The organism is Psychrobacter okhotskensis, from assembly GCF_965638355.1.
Taxonomy (GTDB): domain Bacteria; phylum Pseudomonadota; class Gammaproteobacteria; order Pseudomonadales; family Moraxellaceae; genus Psychrobacter; species Psychrobacter okhotskensis.
In genome coordinates this window covers 2,314,900-2,336,375 of sequence record NZ_OZ281822.1, presented here as the reverse complement: position 1 = coordinate 2,336,375, position 21,476 = coordinate 2,314,900, and the positions used below count along the sequence as shown (strand labels likewise).

Here is a 21,476-nt window from a genome sequence, read left to right as displayed (position 1 = left end):
GCTTTCCTAGGTAAGAAGAAAAAACACCTATGAGTTATTAATACAAAAAAGGGGTACATGCATTGGCATATATCCCTTTTTATTCAACTATTTTTACTAAGATGCCACTTATTAGCGCATTGCTAAGATATTAACCAAGTACTTGGATGTAAGCACCGGCGCGTAGCTCTTGTAGCCAGTCTTCTTTGGCTTGCGGTGCTAGACGTTGATATAACGCTTGACGTGCCATGCTACGGCGATATTGTTCACTAACATCTTCTTGGCGCTGACCTTCTACTTTTAGGATATGCCAGCCAAACTGGGTTTTAAAAGGCGCAGAATAATCACCGACTGCTGTATTTTTCATCACTGCTTCAAACGGTCCAACCATATCGTCTGCACTTACCCAATTTAGATCGCCACCACGTCCTGCAGAACCTGGGTCGTCTGAATAGGTCGATGCCAGACCAGCAAAGTCAGCACCGCTGCGCAGTTGCTCATACAGATCATTAATCTTTTGCTCAGCAAGCGCATCCGTTTGTAGCTCATCTACTTTGATTAAGATATGACGCGTATGCCACTGCGGCACAAGCATTTTATCACTGTCTTTTTTATCAGCGAGCTTAATGATATCAATGCCTTCTGGCGTCACTAATGGGGCACTTACTGCGCCGACATCAAGCTTGGTAATCTCGCTCGATAGCTCGGTCGGGAGAGCGGCGGCTTTATGAAAGCCCATATCGCCACCTTGTATTGGAATAGGGTAGCTACCTTGGCTGGCAGTAACGGCTGCAGCCACGTCGACATTGGGCTCTAGCAAGCGCGCACGTAGTGCTTGTGCTACTTTGAGTGCTTCTTCACGCTGAGCTTCTGACAGTCGGCTGTAGTCATCCATATAAGGCACGCGTACATGGACGGTCTGGTATTCGCTTTGGTTTAGGCGCTTGGCTTCTGGAGAGGCCAAAAATGCATCGATATCCTGCTCGCTAATACGTACACGATTGCTGATTTGACGTTGTTGTAGAGACTGAATCGCAGCATCTTCAATCAGCTTAGCACGCAGGGTCGCATAGCTTCCGGGCTGCGCGGCATCTAGGCGTTGCTGCAAAGCGGCGATACTACCAAGCCCTTCAGCTTGAGCGATTTGACCAAGACGCTGATTAATCTCAGCTTCATCAGGATTTAGACCGACGCGTTTAACCAATGACAGTTGTAGTTCACGCAAGATGAGAGCATTTAATACTTCAGACTGTAGCTGTGCTGAATTGGCAATCGGCTCACCAGCCGCTTGGGCGCGTGCTTGGGTCTGGGTGATTGCGTCCATCAAGTCGCTTTTTAAGATAGCGTTTTCATTGACTAAAGCAATGATACCATCGGTACTGTTGGCTGGGGTCAAGCGATTGACGTTACTTTGCTCAGCAGCAGCGTTTGCTTTAGGCGTTGGTGCTTTTGCACCATTAACGGTAGCAGCTTGGGCACTGAAACTAAATACAAGGCCTGCACTCATACTCATAGAAAGCAGTACAGCTCGGCTGGTCTGACGTAAAGAAAAAAATCTCATGATGCTCCTCATCAATGTCATCGCATCGGATGGTAGTCGGTCAACGCTATCCAATACTTTTAATAAGCAAATACTGTATAAGGTTGTCCATAATAGGATTACGAACAAGGTTGTGTAAGTAGTAACGAAAACAATGCTTTAATATAGCATTATTTACGCTTTTTTAGTCTTTCCATGCAGTCTGGACAGGTTCAAAGCCCAAAACTTTATCAGCGAGCAATCGTGTCAAACGGCTGTTATTGCTACCAAGACCGTTCAATCTAATCTCTGCCATAATCGCTTGTGTTGGTTTGTCTCTGACGTTCAAGTCATTATAGTAACGACGACCATAAACGGCAAAACCAAAACAGCAATCCTCATAATCGATGCCGACCAACGAATCGAGCATTTTATTACGATTATAATCATATTGACCTTGAGCCAATACTCGCCAGCTATTATTGATTGGGAAAACAGCTGAGGCAGTAAAAGCTGATAGCGGCAACTGATTGGTATTTTCATCGCGCTGGCGCTTCACAAATCCGATATTAAACAAGCTGTTATCTGATGGCTGATAACGCAATTCAGTCGTAATATAGTTCAAGTCATAACTGTCAGTGAGCGCGCCGCTGACATCCACCCAAACATTATTATAAGGTTGCGTACTGGTATCCCAGACCATTCCAGAAGAGGAAGATCTAAAAACGGGTTGCTGGTTTTCAAGGGTGACGCGCCCATCATCGATATAAAACTGCTCAGCAATGCTACCATCAAAACGTGTCACACCCGTTGCGTCGATGTAACGATAATTAACCCCAGGGGTAATAGAATGCAAATCTTGCAAGCGATCATGCCCTAAAAACCAACTGTCCGAAAACAACTGCTCGTAGTTGATCGAAGCAATACGAGTGTTAAAGTTAGGGATGTCGTTTTGGTTTTTAAATGGTGAGTAAGTGTATTTCAAGCGTGGGCTTAGTAGGCGATAGCCACCCATCGTATCGTCAAAAGCTCCAAAAGGTGAGCCTGCTTGATAGAAGTTGAGACCTGCGTCAATACTGGCTTGCGGTACAAATACCGATTGGCTACCATCTTCTTCACTAAGTTGGTTGTCTGCCAAGCTGTCCTCGTCATAAGAGGTATATAGGTGTTGTAGGCTGACTTTGGGCTTGATATAACCCCAGGATTTTTCTATTGGATAGGCGGCGCTGAGTTTATTATAAATGCGCGCACCGCTTTTTTCATTCTCAGAACCATCGTCGATAGATTTTTTGAAATAAGCAGAATCATGGACACCCGTGATGTCGAAGCTTTTTGCCCACGGCAATCGATAGTCAAGTTTGAGCTGCGGTAAACGGGAATAAGGCTTGTCTTTGTCTTCTAATGGCTGACCATTGTCGGTAAAAGCATTGAGCGTTTGGAAGGTTTCGACTTTTAACTCACCGTTGACATAGTCATTATAATAATTAAGTCGAGCACGGCGCGGTAAGTTTAAGGTATTGTCTGATAAGCCTAGGGTGTCAAAGTCGTTAATATAATCCTCATCCGACACATAGCTGTACTTAGCATCACCACTTAAGCGTGGAATACTGTTTGATGACCAATAGTGATCATAAAAAAAGCTGGCACGATCTTCGTCGTTATACTCTTTGTCGTTCGGCAAATATGAGCCATTAAAAATCCCTTCGCCATAATTATCAGTCAAATAGCGAAACTCACCTGCGAGCATCGGGTTTCGATCGCTGTAGATATGTGTGTTGATCGTCGCATCATAATTAGGCGCTAAATTGAGATAGTATGGGATATCAACCTCAAGTCCGCTTTTACTACTGATGCTCGCATTCGGTAATAAAAACCCCGTACTACGCCGACTGTCTATGGGGAAGTTAAAATAAGGCAGATAAAACACCGGAACATCTGCAATACGGAAAGTAGTATTGTAAGCTTTACCGCGACCTGTCTCAGTATCTAAATCAATGCTTTTGGCATCAAATTGCCATTTACGGTCAGTTGGTGGGCAGGTACTGAACATGACTTGATCAAGCTCATACTGGCTGTCGTTAGGTCGGTTGAGGCGTTTGGCATAGCCATGTGCTTGGAGTTCTACGCTAGCAAATGCCACATCATTGGCTGTGGACTGTCCCGTTTCGGTATTATAAGCCAAACTGTCTGCGATACCAATAAGACCGCCTTTTGCCGCCTGATCGGTGATATTGCCTGTAGCTGCGTTTTGAGTATTGGTTTGAGTATTGGCACGTGTTACTTGCTCGCCAGTCGCTTGATCGGTGAACATCACTTTGCCTTGCGCAGCGGCAACACCATTGCTTAAGTCCAGTACGATTTTGTCAGCTTCGATATGCTGAGTACCCTGATCGACAATCACATTACCGGACAGCTCGGCATAGTCGACATTGTCATAGTAACCATAATCAGACTCTGTAAATAAAGGCGCTTGATTGTTAGCCACACCGCTTAGATTGGTCGCTATTTGGTCATTATCCATGGCGGCTTCATTGACTGCCCGTTGATAGTTAGCGTTTTGCTGCGGGTAGACCCATCGACCTTCACAGCGCTGGGCACTATCGACAGCATTCGGCAGTAGGCGCAAGTTTTTGCCTACTTTTGGGATGGTTTGCGTGGCAGGTGTTAGGGTGTTCTGGATAGTGTCATCTTCAGACTCTACGGGTTTGTCACTAGCGTTTTGCGTTGATAAGTCAGTATCAGGGGTGAGCTCATAAAATTCTGCCAAACGCCGTAAACTGTCTTGAATACTCTCGTCACTGGTATCGATTGCATCATTGTCGCTGACAGCCGCTAAGGGTTTTTTCTGCGTTTGTGCCTGAGCTTGTGCATCGTCATCACTATTGTTAGCGATTTCAGTGATGTCTAAATTGCCATTATCGAGGGTGCTGCCAGTATCTAAGTCAAGATTACTGCTCTCAGAGGCAGCATTTACAGTCTCTTCGCCTGCTTCATAAACACTACTCTGCGCAGCGGCACGCTGGTAACTAATGTCTTGATTGATGGCGTTGACATTAGCGTTGACATTGGTATTGGCGTCGGTATTGATATCGCCGGTTAGGTCAGAGACATAACTGCTGGTAGTATCAGCGGGCAAAGATGCGGTCGTCTGTGCGTCAGCATTGGTAAGTGCTGCGCTGACGGTCAAACTTGATAAGCCTAAGGCACCAAATAAAACCAAACGGATGCTTTGGTAAAGCGGAGAATATAACAAGGGCACACCTATGATTGCAGAGCCTATTGAATGACGATATTTAGTTTAGTAGCCGTATTTTAGCTATATTTAGCGGCTCATTAATGATTAAAAAATCAGGAACTAATCATATAATCTCAAAAATTTGGGTGTTTTACATATAATGACGACTAATCATAGTCAAAAAAAACCAAATCAGCTACACTATTTACCAAAATTTATAACATCGCCAAGCCGTTTTTTAGATTATTGCTTAGCGCGTTGATAAAACTATGTGTCAATACCTATATTACAACAGATACTGTCAATCAAGCTGCCACTATTTTAGCAAGGTTTTGCCTGACTTATCACTACTTTAATGATTTATGACTTATATTTAACCTGCGATGCCCTCTATGACTGATACCATGCCTTTAAATACCCCTCTGAATGCCACTCTGAACGATAGGAATAACCGCCAACAGCAGCTAGAGAATTGGTTGCAACAAGTGTTCATCGACCGAGAGTTTGTGCTCGACAGTTTGCCTGGTGACGCAAGTGCCCGCCAATATCACCGTATCCAATTGGTTGATAACGATGCTGACACTGCGCGTTATATTGTCATGGATTCTGCTGATGAGCAAGACGCCTTGCAGCAGTTTATTAATGTTGCGAAGCTAATGACACCCGCCATCAATGTGCCAACGCTGGTTGCGCAAGACGTGGCAAAAGGCTTTTTGGTGTTACAAGACTTTGGTACGATTGAGTTTGCCCATTTACTCGTCGAGGCGACGCCTGAACAGATCAACGATTATTATCAATTGGCCATGCAGACCTTGGTTTCCCTACAGACTGTGCCAGTAGAGACTGCCAGAGTGCAGCACCAATTGCCCGATTATGACACAGCATTACTGAACCGCGAGATGGATTTATTTAGCGATTGGTTTATCCCCTATATTGATGTAGAGCTGAATCAGGACTTATGGAATAACGTAAAAACGGTATTGATACAAGAGATTTTACAGCAGCCTGCAGTGATTGTGCATCGTGATTATCACAGCCGCAATCTTATGCAAGACCAAGCCGACCCCACGCGTTTGGGCGTGATAGATTTTCAAGATGCGGTGATCGGCTCTTACACTTATGATTTGGTGTCATTGTTGCGTGATGCTTATGTTGAGTGGTCAGAGCATCAAATATCTGACTGGATTCGTGACTTTTGGCAATTGCAGCAGCAAGCAGCGCTCACCACCGCCGATAGTGTTGAGCAGCTTGAAAATGATATGAATGTGATGGGCGTGCAGCGGCATCTCAAAGTATTAGGGATTTTTATCCGTTTGTCTAAGCGCGATGGTAAAGACCGTTATTTGGCTGATATTCCCAAAGTCATGCGAGATCTAGTACTTGAGCTAAATTGGCTTGCTGAGCATGGTAATGAATCGATGAAGCAAGCGCTACTGCCATTTAATCAATGGCTAAAAGACACGGTATTACCGGCTTATAAAGATAAGTTTGACTCGTTATAAAAAGGGCTAATAAGCTGCGTCTATCACTATCACTATCACTATCACTATCATTATAAATTGAATAAGGAGCGTGCATGTCTACCATTACGCAAGCAATGATTTTAGCTGCTGGCAAGGGAACGCGCTTGCGTCCGTTGACACTTGAGACGCCCAAACCATTAGTCGAGGTAGGCGGTCAGCCGCTGATTGTCTGGCATATTAAGGCACTGCAAGCAGCGGGGATTACCGATATTACGATTAATGCCTCGTGGCTTGCTGACAAGCTTATGGATACCTTGGGTGATGGTAGCGATTACGGGGTCAAGTTGCACTGGTCACGAGAAGATGACGAACCTTTAGAGACCGCTGGTGGAATTTTTCAAGCGTTACAAACAGGTAAGTTACAAGACGAGCCATTTATCTTAGTCAACTCCGATGTCTGGACGACGTATAATTTTGCTCAGTTGCAGGATTATGAGCTGGGTGCTGATCAACGGGCGCATCTATTGTTGATTGACAATCCAGAGCATAATAACGGTGGTGATTTTGCGCTCAATAATGGTCTGGCTAGTGAGCAGCCAATTGGTGATGCAGACAAATATACCTTTGCTGGTATTAGTGTAATGTCGCCACGATTGGTCGATGGGCTGGTAAGCGGGCAACCCGCTGCGCTAGCGCCTCTGCTTAAGCAAGCGATGCTTAAGTTCCAGATTACGGCGGAAGTTATTCGTGATAATTGGATAGACGTGGGTACACCTGAGCGCTTAACGCAGGTCAACGAATTTATTGACAGTCATGGCGTGGCTAACCACCGCGGTGCATAACTTTAGGGGGTATTAATATTAATTAATAATTCTTTAATAGATCTTACTTCAATCAATCTTACTTTAACGAAGATCATAAAAAGCGCCGCATTGATTTACAATCAATGCGGCGCTTTTGTTTAGCGAAATAGGGCAGGTTTTACACGCCCATTGCCAACTTTATTAATTGGGCAATGGTAAAAATAACGGCAAATCCTGCTATATATAGACCAATGAACCATGCCCATTGTGATTGTTTTTTGCTGAGTTTTTTCATAATCGTCTCCCAGTGACGTATTAAGGCGCTAATGATCTTAAGCGTTCGCTACCAAGAATAGTAATAGTAGCGAAGGCTGATTCTCCTTAACATATAGCCGTTAATACATATGTTCGTGATCCGTTTTACCCTTAAATGTGTAATAGGCAAAAGCGGTATAACTCAAGATAATCGGCAACATAATACCCGCACCAATGAGCATAAAGGACAGCGATGTATCAGCAGCGGCCGCTTCATAGATAGTCATTTGGTACGGTACTATATAAGGGAACAACGCTGTACAGACGCCAATATAACCCATCAAGAACAGCGCAACGGTCATTAAGAAGGGGCGATATTCACGCTCAGTCCGTAAATCCTTACGCATGAGAAAGAATAGCAGCAGCACGATAACTGGCATTGGCGCTAGATATAATGCACCCGGCAAACTAAACCAACCCTCGAGGGCTTCGATATCTGAAAAATACATAAACACGGTAACGACAATCATCGCCAATACCAATGCCGATAATATCCAACCAGACACTTTACGTGCCCATACTTGCAGCTTGTGTTCGGTTTTAATGATTAACCACGTAGAGCCAAGCAAGGCATAACCGACTATCAGGGCAAAGCCGCAGACGATAGAGAAGGGGGTGAACCAGTCAAATGGACCACCAGTATACAGACGATTGCTCGCCTCTAAGCCTTGCACCAACGCCCCAAGCATAATACCCTGCGAGAATGTCGCCACTACTGAGCCGACGAAAAAGAACGTATCCCATACATGACGACGTGAAGAGGCTTTGAAACGGAACTCAAACGCCACTCCGCGCATAATAAGACCAAATAGCATGGCAGTCACAGGCAGGTATAAACCGGTCATGATGATGCCATAAGCCACTGGGAAAGCAGCGAACAAACCACCACCACCCAATACCAACCAAGTCTCATTACCATCCCAAAAGGGAGCAATAGAGTTCATCATACGGCTACGGTTTTTGTCTGAGCCGGCAAAGGGGAACAAAATACCACAGCCTAAGTCAAAACCATCCAACAGGACATAGATGAAGACGGATAGGGCAATTAATCCGCCCCAAATTAAAGGTAAATCTAATACATCACCGTAGTTAAACATTAGCGTAACCCTCCATCATCGACGTCATCGGCAGGTTTATCCAAATCTTCTACTTTCTCACTGACGTTACTATCACCACTTAACGTGCGACCTTGACCTTCAGTGATAGAATGCTCATAGAAGTTGTCATCTGCTGGATCTTCATAAGGTTGTGGACCTTTAGCAATCAGGCGTAAGATATAAAAACTGCCTGCACCAAATACAAAGACGTACAGCACAATAAATCCTATAAGTGTCGTTGCGACTTGCTGTGCTGCAACCGGTGACATGCTCTCAGCAGTACGAATCACCCCATATACTGTCCATGGCTGACGACCAGTTTCGGTCACAAACCAACCGGCGAGTATCGCGATAAAACCAAGCGGCGTCATCATCATCCACGCACGGTGGAACCATTTGCTTTCAGGATCGAATTGTTGTTTTTTAAAGTATTTATAAAGGCTAAATAGACCAACAAGCAGCATTAATGTACCGATAGCCACCATAACGCGGAATGACCAAAAGACGATAGGAACGTAGGGCCGATCTTCTGGCGCCCAGTTTTTAAGGCCTTTAACTTCGCCGTCTAATGAATGCGTTAAAATTAAGCCCGAGACATAAGGGATTTTAATTTCATAATGGTTTTTTTCTGCTTTTTGATCTGGAATACCGAATAAGACAAGCGGTGCACCGCGCTCATTTTCCCACAGACCTTCCATCGCTGCGACTTTAGCAGGTTGATGTTCTAGAGTATTTAGACCATGCATATCGCCAATAAATATTTGTGCTGGCGCAACAAAGATGGCCATGACCATCGCCATGCCGAGCATGACACGACCATGTTTGCGATGTTCAACATGCTTTTTGGATTGCAGATAATACGCACCGATACCACCGATAACGAAAGCTGTGGTCAAAAATGCCGCAGTCATCATATGCGCGTAACGGTAAGGGAATGAGGGGTTAAAGATAATTTCAAGCCAATTGGTTGGATAGAGCAAACCATCAGCACCGACCATAAAGCCCTGCGGCGTCTGCATAAAGCTGTTGGCAGCCAAAATCCAAAAACCAGATATTAGCGTACCAATAGCGACAATCGCTGTTGAAGCAAGGTGCATGCGTTTACTGACGCGACCCCAACCAAACAGCATAATGCCTAAGAACGACGCTTCTAAGAAAAAGGCGGTCAATACTTCGTAGGCAAGTAGTGGGCCTATGACGTTACCGGCTTTATCAGAAAATACGGCCCAGTTAGTACCGAATTGGTAAGACATTACCACGCCCGATACCACACCCATCCCAAATACCACGGCAAATATTTTTACCCAGTGCTTATAAACTTCGGCATAAATGGGCTCACCAGTTTTGAGCCAGCGGAACTCTAAGACCGTTAGAAAGCTGGCAAGACCGATGGAAAAAGCTGGAAAGACAATATGCCATGAGATAACAAAAGCGAATTGAATTCGCGCGAGCATCAGCGCATCAAGCTGGTCAATCATAAATGTAGCGAACATAAACGGTTACCTTTATCTGTTAGCTGAATAGCGCTGGCTTCCATGACACGCTCAAGTAACTGTCCGTAAATCAGGATGACAAGTGTTACGGGCAATGGCTCAGTATTAGTTAGCAACCACTATCAATTTATCAAATGCGGCTGAGCTAAGACTGTCTAGCTGAATGAAGTAATTTATATCCCTATAAATTAATATATTACTGTCATTTACAATGAATGTAGTATGCGCCACCCTAAGTGCACACGCAAGTCACCTACGGGACTGGTCGCACACCTACCAGTCACCAAAACTCCCTTGAAGAGATACCCTGTCGATTAATGAACATAGCCCAAAAGCCTAGAGGGTGTTTAGTATTTATTATCAATACCATTTTTAAAATGAGGACACGCCCTAGTCAGTATCTTGTCAATTAGACGAGCCTCATTGCTGCAATTGTTGATGCAAAATCCGTCGCAGGGTCAACACGGTCTGCGGATTTTCTTGAATACTATGACCACCTGTGATGATGGTTTCTGAGGTGGCGCCTTCGAGATGGGCGCTGGTGTAAGGAACGATACCATCTGATAAGCGCTCGGTCAGTGCTTGGCTAATATCTTCATCGACAGTCACCGCAGCGACGAGGGGCTTATTGGTTGACTCAGATGCAGGTTTGGGGCCATCATTTGTGCGCGCACTCTCGCTGTTGTCTTCTAATATCTCTTGAGATAAGTCAATTCTTGCACCGCCGGGCTGCATTTGCGCCAAGCCTCTAGTGATGTCGGCATCATTGTTAGCGATGATCGAATGATAAGTAATGTCGTCATTGATCTTGATATCTTTGGTCAGCTGAATAAAAGACGATTTATCGCTTAACTGACTGGCACCGTTCTGTAGGTACAGTGCACCTAAAGGATTTTGTGCCAAATCCCCTTGAATGGCGAGAGTAGCCAAGTTATCAGTGACGGTCTTTACCAAGCCAACCGGTAAATAAACGATGCGGCGTAGTGCTCGAGTAAACCAGCGATCAGCGTAGTCGGTACCTTGAAAGGGCGAGGATAAAAAGATAGCAGTGTCGACCTGTGGCAGCCTATGTAGCTCAAAACGGTTGCGCAGCTCATCATTAGCAAAGGCTTGTTTTAGCATCTCATCGACTTGGCGTTTACTGCTGTTTTCGAGCAAGTCTTTATCCTCTAAAGCGTCTAAGTTATTGGCCAAATTATCATCAGACAGCATCATGCGAGAGATGATACCGCCCATACTGTGACTGATAATGACGCTGTTTTTGCTAGCACGGTTGCCTCCTTGAGGATCGGTCTGCTGATAAGTGCTCTTGATCAGCTCCTGAATTTGATAGCGGTTCTCTAAAATAGGTAAATTGGTCGGATAAAAAACCTGCCACACTTGATAATTATCGCGCAACTTATCATCATTAAAAATATCGTTGGTCAAATTTACCCACGTGGCGGGGCTAGACGCCAAGCCATGCACCATAATGATGACCCGTTTATCAGGATCGTAAGGCTCTAGCATAAACAGTTTGGGTAAGCTGGCTTCTTTCTGGCGGGTGATTAGATTTAAGTAACCAACGCCATCGAGCTGGTTTTCTGCCAGCCATAGTCCATAACCGGCAGAGAAGTTCGCCGCCAGTGGATAGTTATCACCCAAGATAGTGGCGCTCTCGCTACGATGAGGGTTGTATAAGTGGATATCGAGCTGATGACTGCTGAGCGTATCCAGTATGCTATCGCCAGCGGGCTTAATTAGGCCCGTCATCAATAAATGACCCGTGGGGTAAATGCGTGAGCTGGGCGCACTATCATCCTTTTTGCCATCGACCGTGTCTTTATTCAGTCGTCCCGACAGCGATGAAACCAAGAGCTGACGCACAGTGGTGGTATAGCGATCATTCAGTGACGCGACTAAGCTAATCCCCAGTCCTGGGCGCTTACTGATTGAGTTAAGACCCGAGAGACGTAGATCATAAGTGGACACCAAATCGGCGAGCGCTGAGGTTTGCTTTTGCGCATTTTGAAGGTAGTTACTTTCGTTAGGCAGAAAAATATTGAGATCATAGCGGTCTACTTGTACCTTCATGACCTTGACTTGGTCAGTAGGCTTACCCTTTAAAGGTGCATGGTTTGCAATAGCACCTTGGCTGCCAGTATCGGGCACAGTGGTGCTCATCGGTAGATACTCTACTTTGGTATTGCCCATGAGTTTATTTGCGCCATCTACCGACTGATATAGCTGGGTAATGACGTCATTGCTGGCTGAGTTATAAATGTCTTGGGTTTGGATATCGATGTCAGTTGGAATGCGGTTTTTGGCCTGAGCTTGGCTTTTTGCTTTATCTGCCCCTTCAAAATCATGCGCTAAACTGTCATAAAACAGATAGGTATAGCTGAACTTAATGGCATCGAATAGTCGACCTTGATAACTAATCAAGCAGGCATCTGTATTTTTCTGCTGCTCTTTAGCCTCATCATCGCTCAGAGGTGCATTGGCATAATAAGGATCAAGCGGCGGACGGGCGAGCGTATTCTGACACTCTTTAGACTCGGCAAGCTGGCGAGCTTTGGCGTAATGTAACTCGGCAAAAACGGACAGCGCTGGACGATAATGTTCATTAAGCATACTGTCAGTAAGCTGCGTCAAGCACAAGTCAAACTGCTGAAAACAGGCCTGCTCATTAAGTCCTGCTGACAATAAAGCCGATGCTGTGTCGCTACTGAGCTCATCGTCTGTGACGATATTGCCACGCTGTGCAGAAATGGTCTTTGCTGAGGCTTGTTGTGTCACAGAAACTGTACTACAGGCAGGTAGTAGCGCCACGGCTGTTATTAGCCCTAATAGAATGACAGGCTTTGTTTTTTTAATAGCGTGTGTGGCCGGATTGCTGACAGAGCGAGCGAAAGTCATAGGGGATTCCAGTAAATAATAGTCAAGCCTATAAGATAGATATAGTGAGTGAAACATAATATCGAACCATTATGCACTGTTGATATCCATTTTTCTTGCTTGCTGTGCCTACGCAGACAGAGGCCACCAGACAGAGCCTATAAAAAATTGATATCAGCAATACCGTCGTGCTTTTAGAATATATTGACTATAAGTAGTCAGTATAACAGGATGAGTGTAGCGTAACTTTTTGGATTTCACTAGGGCGTGTTGAACATTCATAAATGGACACTGCTGATCGCTAAAATTGTTCCAGACACGGCGCAAGTCGAAGATTATGTTGATATCTTAGCTAGACTTGCAACACAGTATGGGGCAATTTCAGCATCAGCCTAAAAGGACAGGACTATTTTTTGCTGATTCTTTGATAAAAAGAGGCGCTTAGAATGACTAAACTTACTATTTTTATCTTTGAATCGCCTAAAAAACAGTCTCTGTCAGTGCCATGATCGAATGTTCAACACGCCCTATTATATTTGAAACTTCACAGTCAAATGCCGTCGCTAATGGACAAGATAAAATAAGCGTAATGGGGTATCAAACTTTTAACCTAAAATGAGGACACGCCCTAGATTATCGAACAGATTTGGGGCTAAGGGGATATTGATAGTGAATGGCAGTGATTGATAGGGAGCGACAATAATTGGCAACGACTTTGGCGAAGTTAATTAAATAAGACTGGCTGAACGAGAAATCATCTGCAAAAAAAGCCTTCTTTTCCTATTGATACTAAACCAATATAAAAAGAAGGCACTATATGCTTTACTCTCAAATCATTTTTTAATAAGTCAATAATAACACTATAAGTCACTATTACTAATGAATAATGTTTACAACTGAGTTTATGCCCCTGGTTTTACATCGATGTCAGGTGCTGGGATATCCCAAATATAAAACTTACCATCTTCAACGAGCTTAATTTGTTGACGAATAACGGTATTATTAGGCACTTGTTGCTCAAGACGACGCAAACGTTCTAGAGCGTTGTCGCGGCGATCGCTCAATAAATCTGACTGCGCCAAGCTTTGTTCTGCTTCGGTATAGCCCAATGAGACGGCTCGGTCTAGATATTTTTGACCTTCTTTAAAGCCGCCACCTTCTGACAGCATCATGCCGTATAAGAAGTTGGCTTCACCACTGTCAGGTTTGATTTTGATAGCACGGTCGACATATTTGCCGCCACGTACCGTATAGTCTGAACCTAAATCTAAGTTACGACCCATACCATTGAGCTTAGCCGCTCGAATCAGCACGTCATAAGAGGCGTTTGGCGATTGGGCATAAGGCTCAATCCATTCAGTCAATACTTTGATTTTTTCACGAGTATAGTGACGTTGTGAGCGGTTAGGGAAGTTCGGTGGATAGTGACGGGCGTTAGGAGAGACATCTTCGATAAAGTCATCTAGCAAGCTAACGTCGAGCTTATCAGTACCCAAGCCTTGCTGCTGTGGAACTAAGACCGTCGGTACAAAGCTAACGCTTGAAAGTTGTACTTGCGGTGTTGGGATATTGGGCAACTGACCACCACGAAGATCAATGCCAGTAGCAGTCATTGGACCACGCTCATATACTCGAGTAGTACCTGTTAGCTCAGGGGTCGCTGCTGTTGGTGCTTGCGGTACTGCTGCTGAGGGCTGTGCATTACTTAAAGGCGCCTGACTTTGTTGAGCACTGTTGTTCTGCGGAGCTCGGTTTTGCTGAGCATTGACCGACGCAGGGTTCGTTGGTAGGACGTTGCTTGACTGAGTGCTATTTCCGGACGCCATATTTGATGGTACATCAGTTTGAGCCGTGCTAGTAGCCGCAGTAGCGTTTGGTTTAGCGAGACGAATGACACGTCTGCTTGAATCCATGGCACTAGGGACAGCAGGGTTCGTAGCAGTTGTGCTAGCGTTAGCGCTGCTATCCGCTTCGGCAGCGTTGACAGGGGCAGACAACATCAGTGCACAGGCAGCGGCTAATGCGGTTAGGGTCGCAAATGTAGGCGCTTTGGTAGCATTGCTAGACAAGCTGGATTGGTTGATGGCTTTCATAAAAGTCGTTACCTTGTTTATTAAGTCGTTATTTACAATCGATTGATAGTTGTTTTGTATTATCGACGCTATTTTGTATGCTTAGAAATTTTTTATATTATTGAAGCAAAATCGAACAAATTTTTAATACCCTAGCAAATTAAGCTCAATGCTATCAGTAGTAGGATTGTTAAATTACCTGATTCAATAAACCCGATGAGAGGCGCTACTCGCTATTCATTTATAGATGATAAGCCGTGGCTTTCATCCGATTGGCCATCCAGCGCATGGTCTGACGCACCGGTGGTGAAAGAGCTGCGCCGCCACTTGCTAGCGCCAGCTCGCGATGGTGACATTCTTCAGTATCCATTTGTGCCAGTATTTCTCTTGAGCGTTGATCATGCACGGGTAATTGTCCAATGTGATCTTGCAGATGCTCGCTGACTTGTGCTTCGGTTTCAGCGACAAATCCCAAACTAAACTCGTTAGAGATAGCCCCTGCGACCGCGCCAAGACCGAAAGACATGCCATACCACAATGGGGTGAATAGGCTAGCATGACTGCCCAATTCCTTTAACCGTGTTTCGCACCACACCAGATGATCGACTTCTTCTTCGGCTGAATGCTGCATGGCTTGTTTGACGCCAGTGTCTTTAGCAGTAAAGGCTTGACCATGATACAGGCCTTGCGCACATACTTCACCAGTATGATTGATGCGCATCAATCCTGCCACGTGACGCGCTTCGGTAATGGTCAGCTCAGGAATCTCGTCATTACTGACGGGCAACGGGCGAGTACTGGGATTAGAATGCGGAACAACCGCTCGCAGTGCCTTGTCAACCCCAAGTAATAGCTGGTCAATTTTGGATAAAGGACGCAGGGCCATGATTCACTCCTGATGGCTTTAATTGTTATCAAAAAACTTCTTATTAAGATATTGCTGATATTTGCTTTTTAAAGCAGCAATATTCTGTTCATGCACATTACTATAGCAAACAATATAAATTATCGGCACCACTATTATCGGCTGCATGATTTAGTGAACACCAACGCTACTCATAATCGCTAGATCTTCTAGGCATTTAGTCTTGTCGGCTAAGCTCGTCATCATTAGTATGTATGACCGCATGCTGCACGTGTTTATTAAGCTTAATATATAAAAACGCGCCAAAAGCAATGTTTAGCACACCCGTAACCAAAAATAATTGCGGTAGCGTCAATCCTAAGGTGTTGAGCACCACAATCGCAAAAATCGCTGAGCTGACCATAAATATGGCATTAAAAATATTGTTGGCACCGACGATACGCGCGCGATGACTTTTGGGTGCATAAGCCTGCATAGACGCATATAAAGGCACGATATATAAACCGCCACTAAAGCCTAAAAAGAACAAGTCGGCAAATACGCGCCAACTGCCGCTCATACCAAACAAATCACTAATGCCTAATAATGTTTCAGTATTAACGTCTATGTTGAGACCTGACAAGGAAAAATACAAATCAATAGCAAAAATACTTAAACCAGCAATACCAAAGGGCAGTAAGCGTAAACTGACTTGGTTTTTGGTCAAGGTTTTACATAACAAAGACCCAATCGACACGCCAACAGAAAATAGCGTTAATAGGAAAATAACCACCGACTCATCGCCATGCAAAATGACCTTGCTGAATTCTGGTGTTTGTGTCAAAAACGTCGCACCATAAAACCAAAACCAGCTGTTGCCAAGAATGACGAAGAATAAAAACGGCAGCGAGTACAAATAGCGTACCGTCGACCAACTGGTGGTAAAAATATTCCAATTAATTTTGAGCGTCGGCTGCATGGCTGGCATGGTAGGGATGTAACGAGCCGCCAGATAACCTAAAACAGCGACCGCCAATACAGTGGCGCTAATCCAATACAACGACTGTGATAGCTGGGTCAAGACACCAGCGATAATCATACCAAGGAGGATGGCTAGCGACGTGCCCATCTGAAACAGACCGTTGGCACCGACGAGCTCATCTTCCTTCATCGCTTGCGGTAAGTAAGCGTATTTAATCGGTCCAAAAAAGGTCGAATGCGTGCCCATCAAAAACAATGCCACAAACAACAAGCCGTACCATTCAAAAACAAAGCCGACGGCGGCAATCGCCATAATCACCAGCTCAAGCACCTTAATAAAGCGCGTGAGCTTTGATTTTTCAAACTTATCGGCAATTTGTCCCGCCAGTGCCGAAAATAGGAAGTAGGGCAATATAAATAGCATTGCCGCTAAGTTATTTAAGATACTAACTTCCATACCCAACTGACTGGCAGCGGTATAAGTCAGTACTAATATGAGTGCTTGTTTAAAAATATTGTCATTAAACGCCCCCAAAAACTGGGTAAAAAACATGGCGCTAAAACGGCGGCGCTTAAATAACTGAAACTGATTGGCCATGAAAATTCCTACAGATGGATCGCGGCTGATAGATGAGAGGTAAGGGCTGAGCACAGCATTCGGGTGCCATTAATTATCAACAGTATCAAAAACTTATCGAAATATAGCATAGGTTTTATCAATATTAAGCCGTATAATAGCAAGGCTTTGGCAAAAATACATGCGTCCGAAGCTATGATTTCATAATTAACTAAGTTATGGTTTGTAAATTTTACATGGTTGTCTTTTGAAAAGTTACTTTTTGAAAATTTGAGCGAGATTAAAGCCTCGGTATCACTCAAAGTTACCTATCTTATGTCAGTAAGTTCAGATGAGATAGGCTCAGCGCTAAAACCAGCACTAAAAAAGTACGGTCGCCATAGAAAATCTCAGTTAACTGCTCTACGTTTATTCACCGGTAAGACTTGGCGACTGCTATCGTCATTCCCTTGTGCCGCGTGAGGTGATAGGAAATAAGTATACATGGAACATCAGCCTTCAACTCTAGCGCGCCACTTGTCGGTTACGCAGCACAAAGCCTCAAACACTCATGCTGGTAATCGTGCCAGCGCTGCTACCAATACTGTTAAATGTGCCGTGATGGACGATTTACAGCAGACTGCGCCGTGTATTCATTTTACGCGCTCAGCGCTTTTTAGTGCCTTGGCGAGCAGTTTGGTGGGTTTTGGTATCGCGCCTGCAGCATTGGCTGACACCACGACCAATGCCAATACGAACAGTCAAATTATTGATAGTCAGAACCTTAATAGTCAGAACCGTGATACGCAAAATACAGCCAACCAACCATTTTTCAATACTGTAACGCCACCGCAACCGCCAACCCCTAAACCCCCTCGCACAGACCCTCAGTTCTCCTCTACTGAGGATACACAGCTTGATATCGCCTTAGATGCCTTGCGCCTAAAGAAAGCAGTGGAACAAGGCATCATCGATAAGTCAGTATTGGATGACTATAGCGAACAAAACCTAGGTATTAAGCAGTCTGGTACTAAAGAAAAAGACCTACAAAATTCGCCATCTCAAAGAGTAAATGGTAATGCCAATGCCAATGCCAATGCCAACGCTCAGCAAGATGATGATAATGTCGATGATGCCAGTGATTTGGATAACGACCTTTATGATGTAGGCGAGTTGAGTGACGCGCAGGCGAATGTGGCAAATAAAGATTTGGAGCAGCAAGCGGCGACAGTGCAACAGCAGGGCTATCAGATGATGACGCCTGATGAGATTGATCGCGAGCTGGCAGCGCTGGATAGACAGAATGCGCAAGACATTGACAGCATTAATAATGGTAACGACGTTAACAACACCAATGTCAGTAACATGAATGGCATCAGTAATAACGACCGCGACTTTGATGCGCCTATCGCGACTTTAAATGATACCACCCCGCCTATTGGCTTAGACGTGAGTCTTGATGCGACCAATTTGCCAGCACCGAGCAATCTCGATACGCTGGGCAAAAGCGAGACAGCGGCTGAACAGGCTGAGACTGCTGAAATCATGGCACGGCCCATCAATGTCAGCGATGCTGTCAGTAGTGGAAGCGCTGATAACGACGATGATAGTATGATCGATGATGAGAGGTCAGTAAGTGCAGGCAATGTGACAGGAGGAGAGGGCACGCAGTCAGATATTATCAATCCAGAAGATTATTTGCCTGATTATCAGTCCGAAACCCAAGCCGTCAATCAAAGTATCGAGCAAGCCAAAAAGCCAAAAACCATGGCTCGTAACAAAACCAATATCGTTAAGCGACTCTACAATCGATTTTTTAATGACGGTGCTCAAGCGTTACCGCACGTCGAGACGACGGTTTACTTGCAGCAAGTTGCCGCTGACGATGCGACTAATACGCCGCAAAAACTCATCGAAGCAGACGAAGACACGCAACCGATTAAAAACATCAAAGCTGCGCTTGATGACACCACTGTCCAATCTGTCGTTGACTTTACCGCAGCCTTACCGCGTCTGCGCCAAACTGCACAAGATGCCGCGCAAGCTGTTGGTTATTATGATGTGACCATGCGCTTACGTCAGCCTTATAGTGACGTCATTGAGGTTGTCATTGAAGATCTAGGTGAGCCGGTCATTGTCGACAGTCGTATTATCGAAATTCGCGGTGAAGGTCGCGAGCAAGAAGAATACCAAGCGTTGGAAAAAGAGCTACCACCGCAAGAAGGCGATGTATTCAATCATCGCGTTTACAAAAACAGTAAAGCGGCGCTAGAGTCACTCAGCAACACTTATGGTTATTTTGACCAGTATTGGCTGAACAAATCAGTCGATATCATTTTGCCAGACAATACCGCCGATGTATCGCTGGTTTATAATACTGGTGACCGCTACGAGTACGACGAAGTGGTGTTCTTTACTTATGATGCAGCGACCAATACGCTGACCCGCGACCCTGATAAGCTACCTGTCGAATTGTCATTGTTGCAGCAGTTGTTTGACTTCAAACCCGGCGAGCCGTTCTATCGCCCTGATGTTACTAAGTTTAGTAACGACTTATCAGCGACACGTTATTTTAATACTGTCAATGTCGAGTCTATTTTGCCACCCAATGACAGCAGTGAAAGCAGTACCTTAGCGTTCGATAATGCGCCTGGCAATGCGGCTGGTAATACTGGCAACGACGATGTTGACAGTGAGGTCAATGCTTCAGAAATTATTGATGATGTAGCCGCAGCAAATAATGGGGCAGAAAGTAGCAGTAATACGAATGGCACTGTTCAAAATGGTACTGTTCAAAATGACACTGCGCAAAACAGTGATGCAGCAAATAGTAGTGATGGCGATGCTAATAGTGGCAATAGTGGGGAGAAAGTTAATCCCGCAGATATCGCTGCCATCGAATTTGAAGCAGATGAGCAAACACTGGATAAACTCCAAGCCATCAAACAAAAAGCCAATCGCTTAAGCCGCTTACCAGATGATCGGGTGTTAGATGAAAAAGACCAAGAGACCGACACGATTTTAGGTAAAATCAGTGACTCTATCAGCAACGTGGCACAAAAAATCTTCCCAGACGAAAAGAGTATTCTTGCGGATGAAAACTTTGTACCACCGACGCTAGCAGGACGTAAAACGCCGCAACAAGTGCAAGAGAGTAAAAAAGTCCCACTATATGTCTTTGTCTCTTCCAGTAAGCCACGCGACGCCCAAGTAGGTATTGGTTATGGTACCGATACCGGTGTACGTGCGACGGCTAAGATAGATTACAATCTGCTCAATCGTCAAGGCTATCAAGCTGGCGCAGAAACTGAGGTTTCTAGAATTAGTAAGAATGTCTCGGTCTATGGCAGCCGACCGTGGAAGCATCCGCTTAATGATAAGCTAGATGCGCGCCTCACCTATGAAGAGGAGGTCATCGATCAAGGCAAAGGTAACTTTGATTTGTCTACCCGAACGCTAAAAGCTTCATTGGCACGTAATATTCGCCGTGACAGTGGCTGGAATCGTAGCTACTCTGTACGTTATCGCTTAGACGAGCTAGAGACAGGGGTTGATGAGACGAAGTTAGAAGATCTGCCGATACGCTTTACCTCTTCTAGACCAAAGCAGCAAGCGTTGTTATTGGGCTATGGTATCAATAAAACCGACGTGGATAGTGCGACCAATCCGACTCGTGGTATCCGTCAGTACTACTCTGTGGAAGCAGGCGCTGAAAAGGCGTTGAGCGATACAGATTTGGCGATTGTACGGGCGGGTGTCAGCGGTATTTATAGTTTCGGTGATGACAAAAAGCATCAAGTACTTGGCAGTCTCAATGCAGGTTATATTTGGGCCGATGATTTCTATGAAGTGCCTTATAAATTACGCTTCTTTGCAGGCGGTGATCAAAGTATTCGTGGCTATGATTATGAGAGCTTATCGCCTATCGACAACGGCTATCTGACTGGTGGGCAAGTGCTCGCCGTCGGTAGTGCGGAATATAACTATGAGTTTAAACCTGGCTTCCGCGCCGCCGTCTTTACCGACGTGGGTAATGCCTATGACAAAAACTTCGAGACTGATACAAAGGTCGGCGTTGGTGTTGGTATTCGCTGGGCATCACCTGTTGGTGTGGTGCGGGTCGATGTTGCCGCTGGTGTCACAGAAGAAAGTGTTCCTGTCAGGTTGAGTTTCTTTATCGGATCGCCTTTATAAGAGCCTCGTCAATCGTTTTTAGCGATTGTTGGCAATCATTTTTTTAAC

Annotated in this window: 13 protein-coding genes; 4 read left to right on the top strand and 9 right to left on the bottom strand. The window is 44.9% G+C overall.

The window, feature by feature from the left end:
- Window positions 1-130 precede the first annotated feature (130 nt).
- Together ACSUPM_RS09665 and ACSUPM_RS09660 are read right to left on the bottom strand one after the other, a co-directional pair.
- On the bottom strand, window positions 131-1,540 hold the full coding sequence (locus tag ACSUPM_RS09665; protein ID WP_436879891.1) for a peptidylprolyl isomerase: 1,410 nt from the start codon (window positions 1,538-1,540) through the stop codon (window positions 131-133).
- A gap of 163 nt (window positions 1,541-1,703) precedes the next feature.
- On the bottom strand, window positions 1,704-4,751 hold the full coding sequence (locus ACSUPM_RS09660; protein WP_436879890.1) for an LPS-assembly protein LptD: 3,048 nt from the start codon (window positions 4,749-4,751) through the stop codon (window positions 1,704-1,706).
- A gap of 386 nt (window positions 4,752-5,137) precedes the next feature.
- Here ACSUPM_RS09660 and ACSUPM_RS09655 point away from each other — a divergent pair, with 386 nt between their 5' ends.
- Window positions 5,138-6,235, top strand: a complete 1,098-nt coding sequence (locus tag ACSUPM_RS09655; protein ID WP_227502406.1) for an aminoglycoside phosphotransferase family protein — start codon at window positions 5,138-5,140, stop codon at window positions 6,233-6,235.
- A gap of 74 nt (window positions 6,236-6,309) precedes the next feature.
- Window positions 6,310-7,038, top strand: a complete 729-nt coding sequence (gene murU, locus ACSUPM_RS09650) for an N-acetylmuramate alpha-1-phosphate uridylyltransferase MurU (RefSeq protein ID WP_025650514.1) — start codon at window positions 6,310-6,312, stop codon at window positions 7,036-7,038.
- Window positions 7,039-7,177: 139 nt separating this feature from the next.
- Here murU and ACSUPM_RS09645 read toward each other — a convergent pair whose 3' ends face one another.
- The 7 genes from ACSUPM_RS09645 to ACSUPM_RS09615 all read right to left on the bottom strand — a co-directional run bounded on the left by ACSUPM_RS09645 (window position 7,178) and on the right by ACSUPM_RS09615 (window position 17,276).
- Window positions 7,178-7,294: a DUF2474 domain-containing protein gene (locus ACSUPM_RS09645; RefSeq protein ID WP_373299586.1), complete on the bottom strand. Its 117-nt coding sequence runs from the start codon at window positions 7,292-7,294 to the stop codon at window positions 7,178-7,180.
- Window positions 7,295-7,394: 100 nt separating this feature from the next.
- Window positions 7,395-8,411, bottom strand: a complete 1,017-nt coding sequence (gene cydB / locus ACSUPM_RS09640; protein WP_201606926.1) for a cytochrome d ubiquinol oxidase subunit II — start codon at window positions 8,409-8,411, stop codon at window positions 7,395-7,397.
- The gene (locus tag ACSUPM_RS09635; RefSeq protein ID WP_025650512.1) at window positions 8,411-9,904 is read right to left on the bottom strand and encodes a cytochrome ubiquinol oxidase subunit I; all 1,494 of its coding nucleotides are present in this window, start codon (window positions 9,902-9,904) and stop codon (window positions 8,411-8,413) included. The genes cydB and ACSUPM_RS09635 overlap by 1 nt, the downstream gene beginning before the upstream one ends.
- Window positions 9,905-10,324: 420 nt before the next feature.
- Window positions 10,325-12,802: an esterase/lipase family protein gene (locus ACSUPM_RS09630; RefSeq protein WP_201615768.1), complete on the bottom strand. Its 2,478-nt coding sequence runs from the start codon at window positions 12,800-12,802 to the stop codon at window positions 10,325-10,327.
- Window positions 12,803-13,683: 881 nt separating this feature from the next.
- On the bottom strand, window positions 13,684-14,874 hold the full coding sequence (locus tag ACSUPM_RS09625; RefSeq protein ID WP_436879889.1) for a tetratricopeptide repeat protein: 1,191 nt from the start codon (window positions 14,872-14,874) through the stop codon (window positions 13,684-13,686).
- A gap of 220 nt (window positions 14,875-15,094) precedes the next feature.
- The gene (gene coq7, locus ACSUPM_RS09620; protein ID WP_201606986.1) at window positions 15,095-15,733 is read right to left on the bottom strand and encodes a 2-polyprenyl-3-methyl-6-methoxy-1,4-benzoquinone monooxygenase; all 639 of its coding nucleotides are present in this window, start codon (window positions 15,731-15,733) and stop codon (window positions 15,095-15,097) included.
- Between the two features lie 202 nt (window positions 15,734-15,935).
- Complete coding sequence (locus ACSUPM_RS09615; RefSeq protein WP_025650508.1) at window positions 15,936-17,276, bottom strand: MFS transporter; 1,341 nt, start codon at window positions 17,274-17,276, stop codon at window positions 15,936-15,938.
- Window positions 17,277-17,570: 294 nt separating this feature from the next.
- Between ACSUPM_RS09615 and ACSUPM_RS09610 the strand changes: the two genes are divergently transcribed.
- A complete protein-coding gene (locus ACSUPM_RS09610) occupies window positions 17,571-17,717 on the top strand; it encodes a hypothetical protein (RefSeq protein WP_156915673.1) in 147 nt (48 codons plus the stop codon).
- 21 nt (window positions 17,718-17,738) lie between these two features.
- Window positions 17,739-21,428 carry an autotransporter assembly complex protein TamA gene (locus tag ACSUPM_RS09605; RefSeq protein WP_201576858.1) on the top strand — a complete coding sequence of 1,230 codons (3,690 nt, stop codon included), beginning with the start codon at window positions 17,739-17,741 and terminating at the stop codon, window positions 21,426-21,428.
- Window positions 21,429-21,476: the final 48 nt, after the last annotated feature.

What these genes read in the sequence shown, in the direction of transcription:
- ACSUPM_RS09610 (WP_156915673.1), top strand. Translation starts at nt 17,571, where the DNA reads ATGTCAGTAAGTTCAGATGAGATAGGCTCAGCGCTAAAACCAGCACTA.
- ACSUPM_RS09635 (WP_025650512.1), bottom strand. Translation starts at nt 9,904, where the DNA reads ATGTTCGCTACATTTATGATTGACCAGCTTGATGCGCTGATGCTCGCG.
- ACSUPM_RS09665 (WP_436879891.1), bottom strand. Translation starts at nt 1,540, where the DNA reads ATGAGATTTTTTTCTTTACGTCAGACCAGCCGAGCTGTACTGCTTTCT.
- ACSUPM_RS09615 (WP_025650508.1), bottom strand. Translation starts at nt 17,276, where the DNA reads ATGGCCAATCAGTTTCAGTTATTTAAGCGCCGCCGTTTTAGCGCCATG.
- ACSUPM_RS09605 (WP_201576858.1), top strand. Translation starts at nt 17,739, where the DNA reads ATGGAACATCAGCCTTCAACTCTAGCGCGCCACTTGTCGGTTACGCAG.
- ACSUPM_RS09645 (WP_373299586.1), bottom strand. Translation starts at nt 7,294, where the DNA reads ATGAAAAAACTCAGCAAAAAACAATCACAATGGGCATGGTTCATTGGT.
- murU (WP_025650514.1), top strand. Translation starts at nt 6,310, where the DNA reads ATGTCTACCATTACGCAAGCAATGATTTTAGCTGCTGGCAAGGGAACG.
- ACSUPM_RS09655 (WP_227502406.1), top strand. Translation starts at nt 5,138, where the DNA reads ATGCCTTTAAATACCCCTCTGAATGCCACTCTGAACGATAGGAATAAC.
- ACSUPM_RS09625 (WP_436879889.1), bottom strand. Translation starts at nt 14,874, where the DNA reads ATGAAAGCCATCAACCAATCCAGCTTGTCTAGCAATGCTACCAAAGCG.
- ACSUPM_RS09630 (WP_201615768.1), bottom strand. Translation starts at nt 12,802, where the DNA reads ATGACTTTCGCTCGCTCTGTCAGCAATCCGGCCACACACGCTATTAAA.
- cydB (WP_201606926.1), bottom strand. Translation starts at nt 8,411, where the DNA reads ATGTTTAACTACGGTGATGTATTAGATTTACCTTTAATTTGGGGCGGA.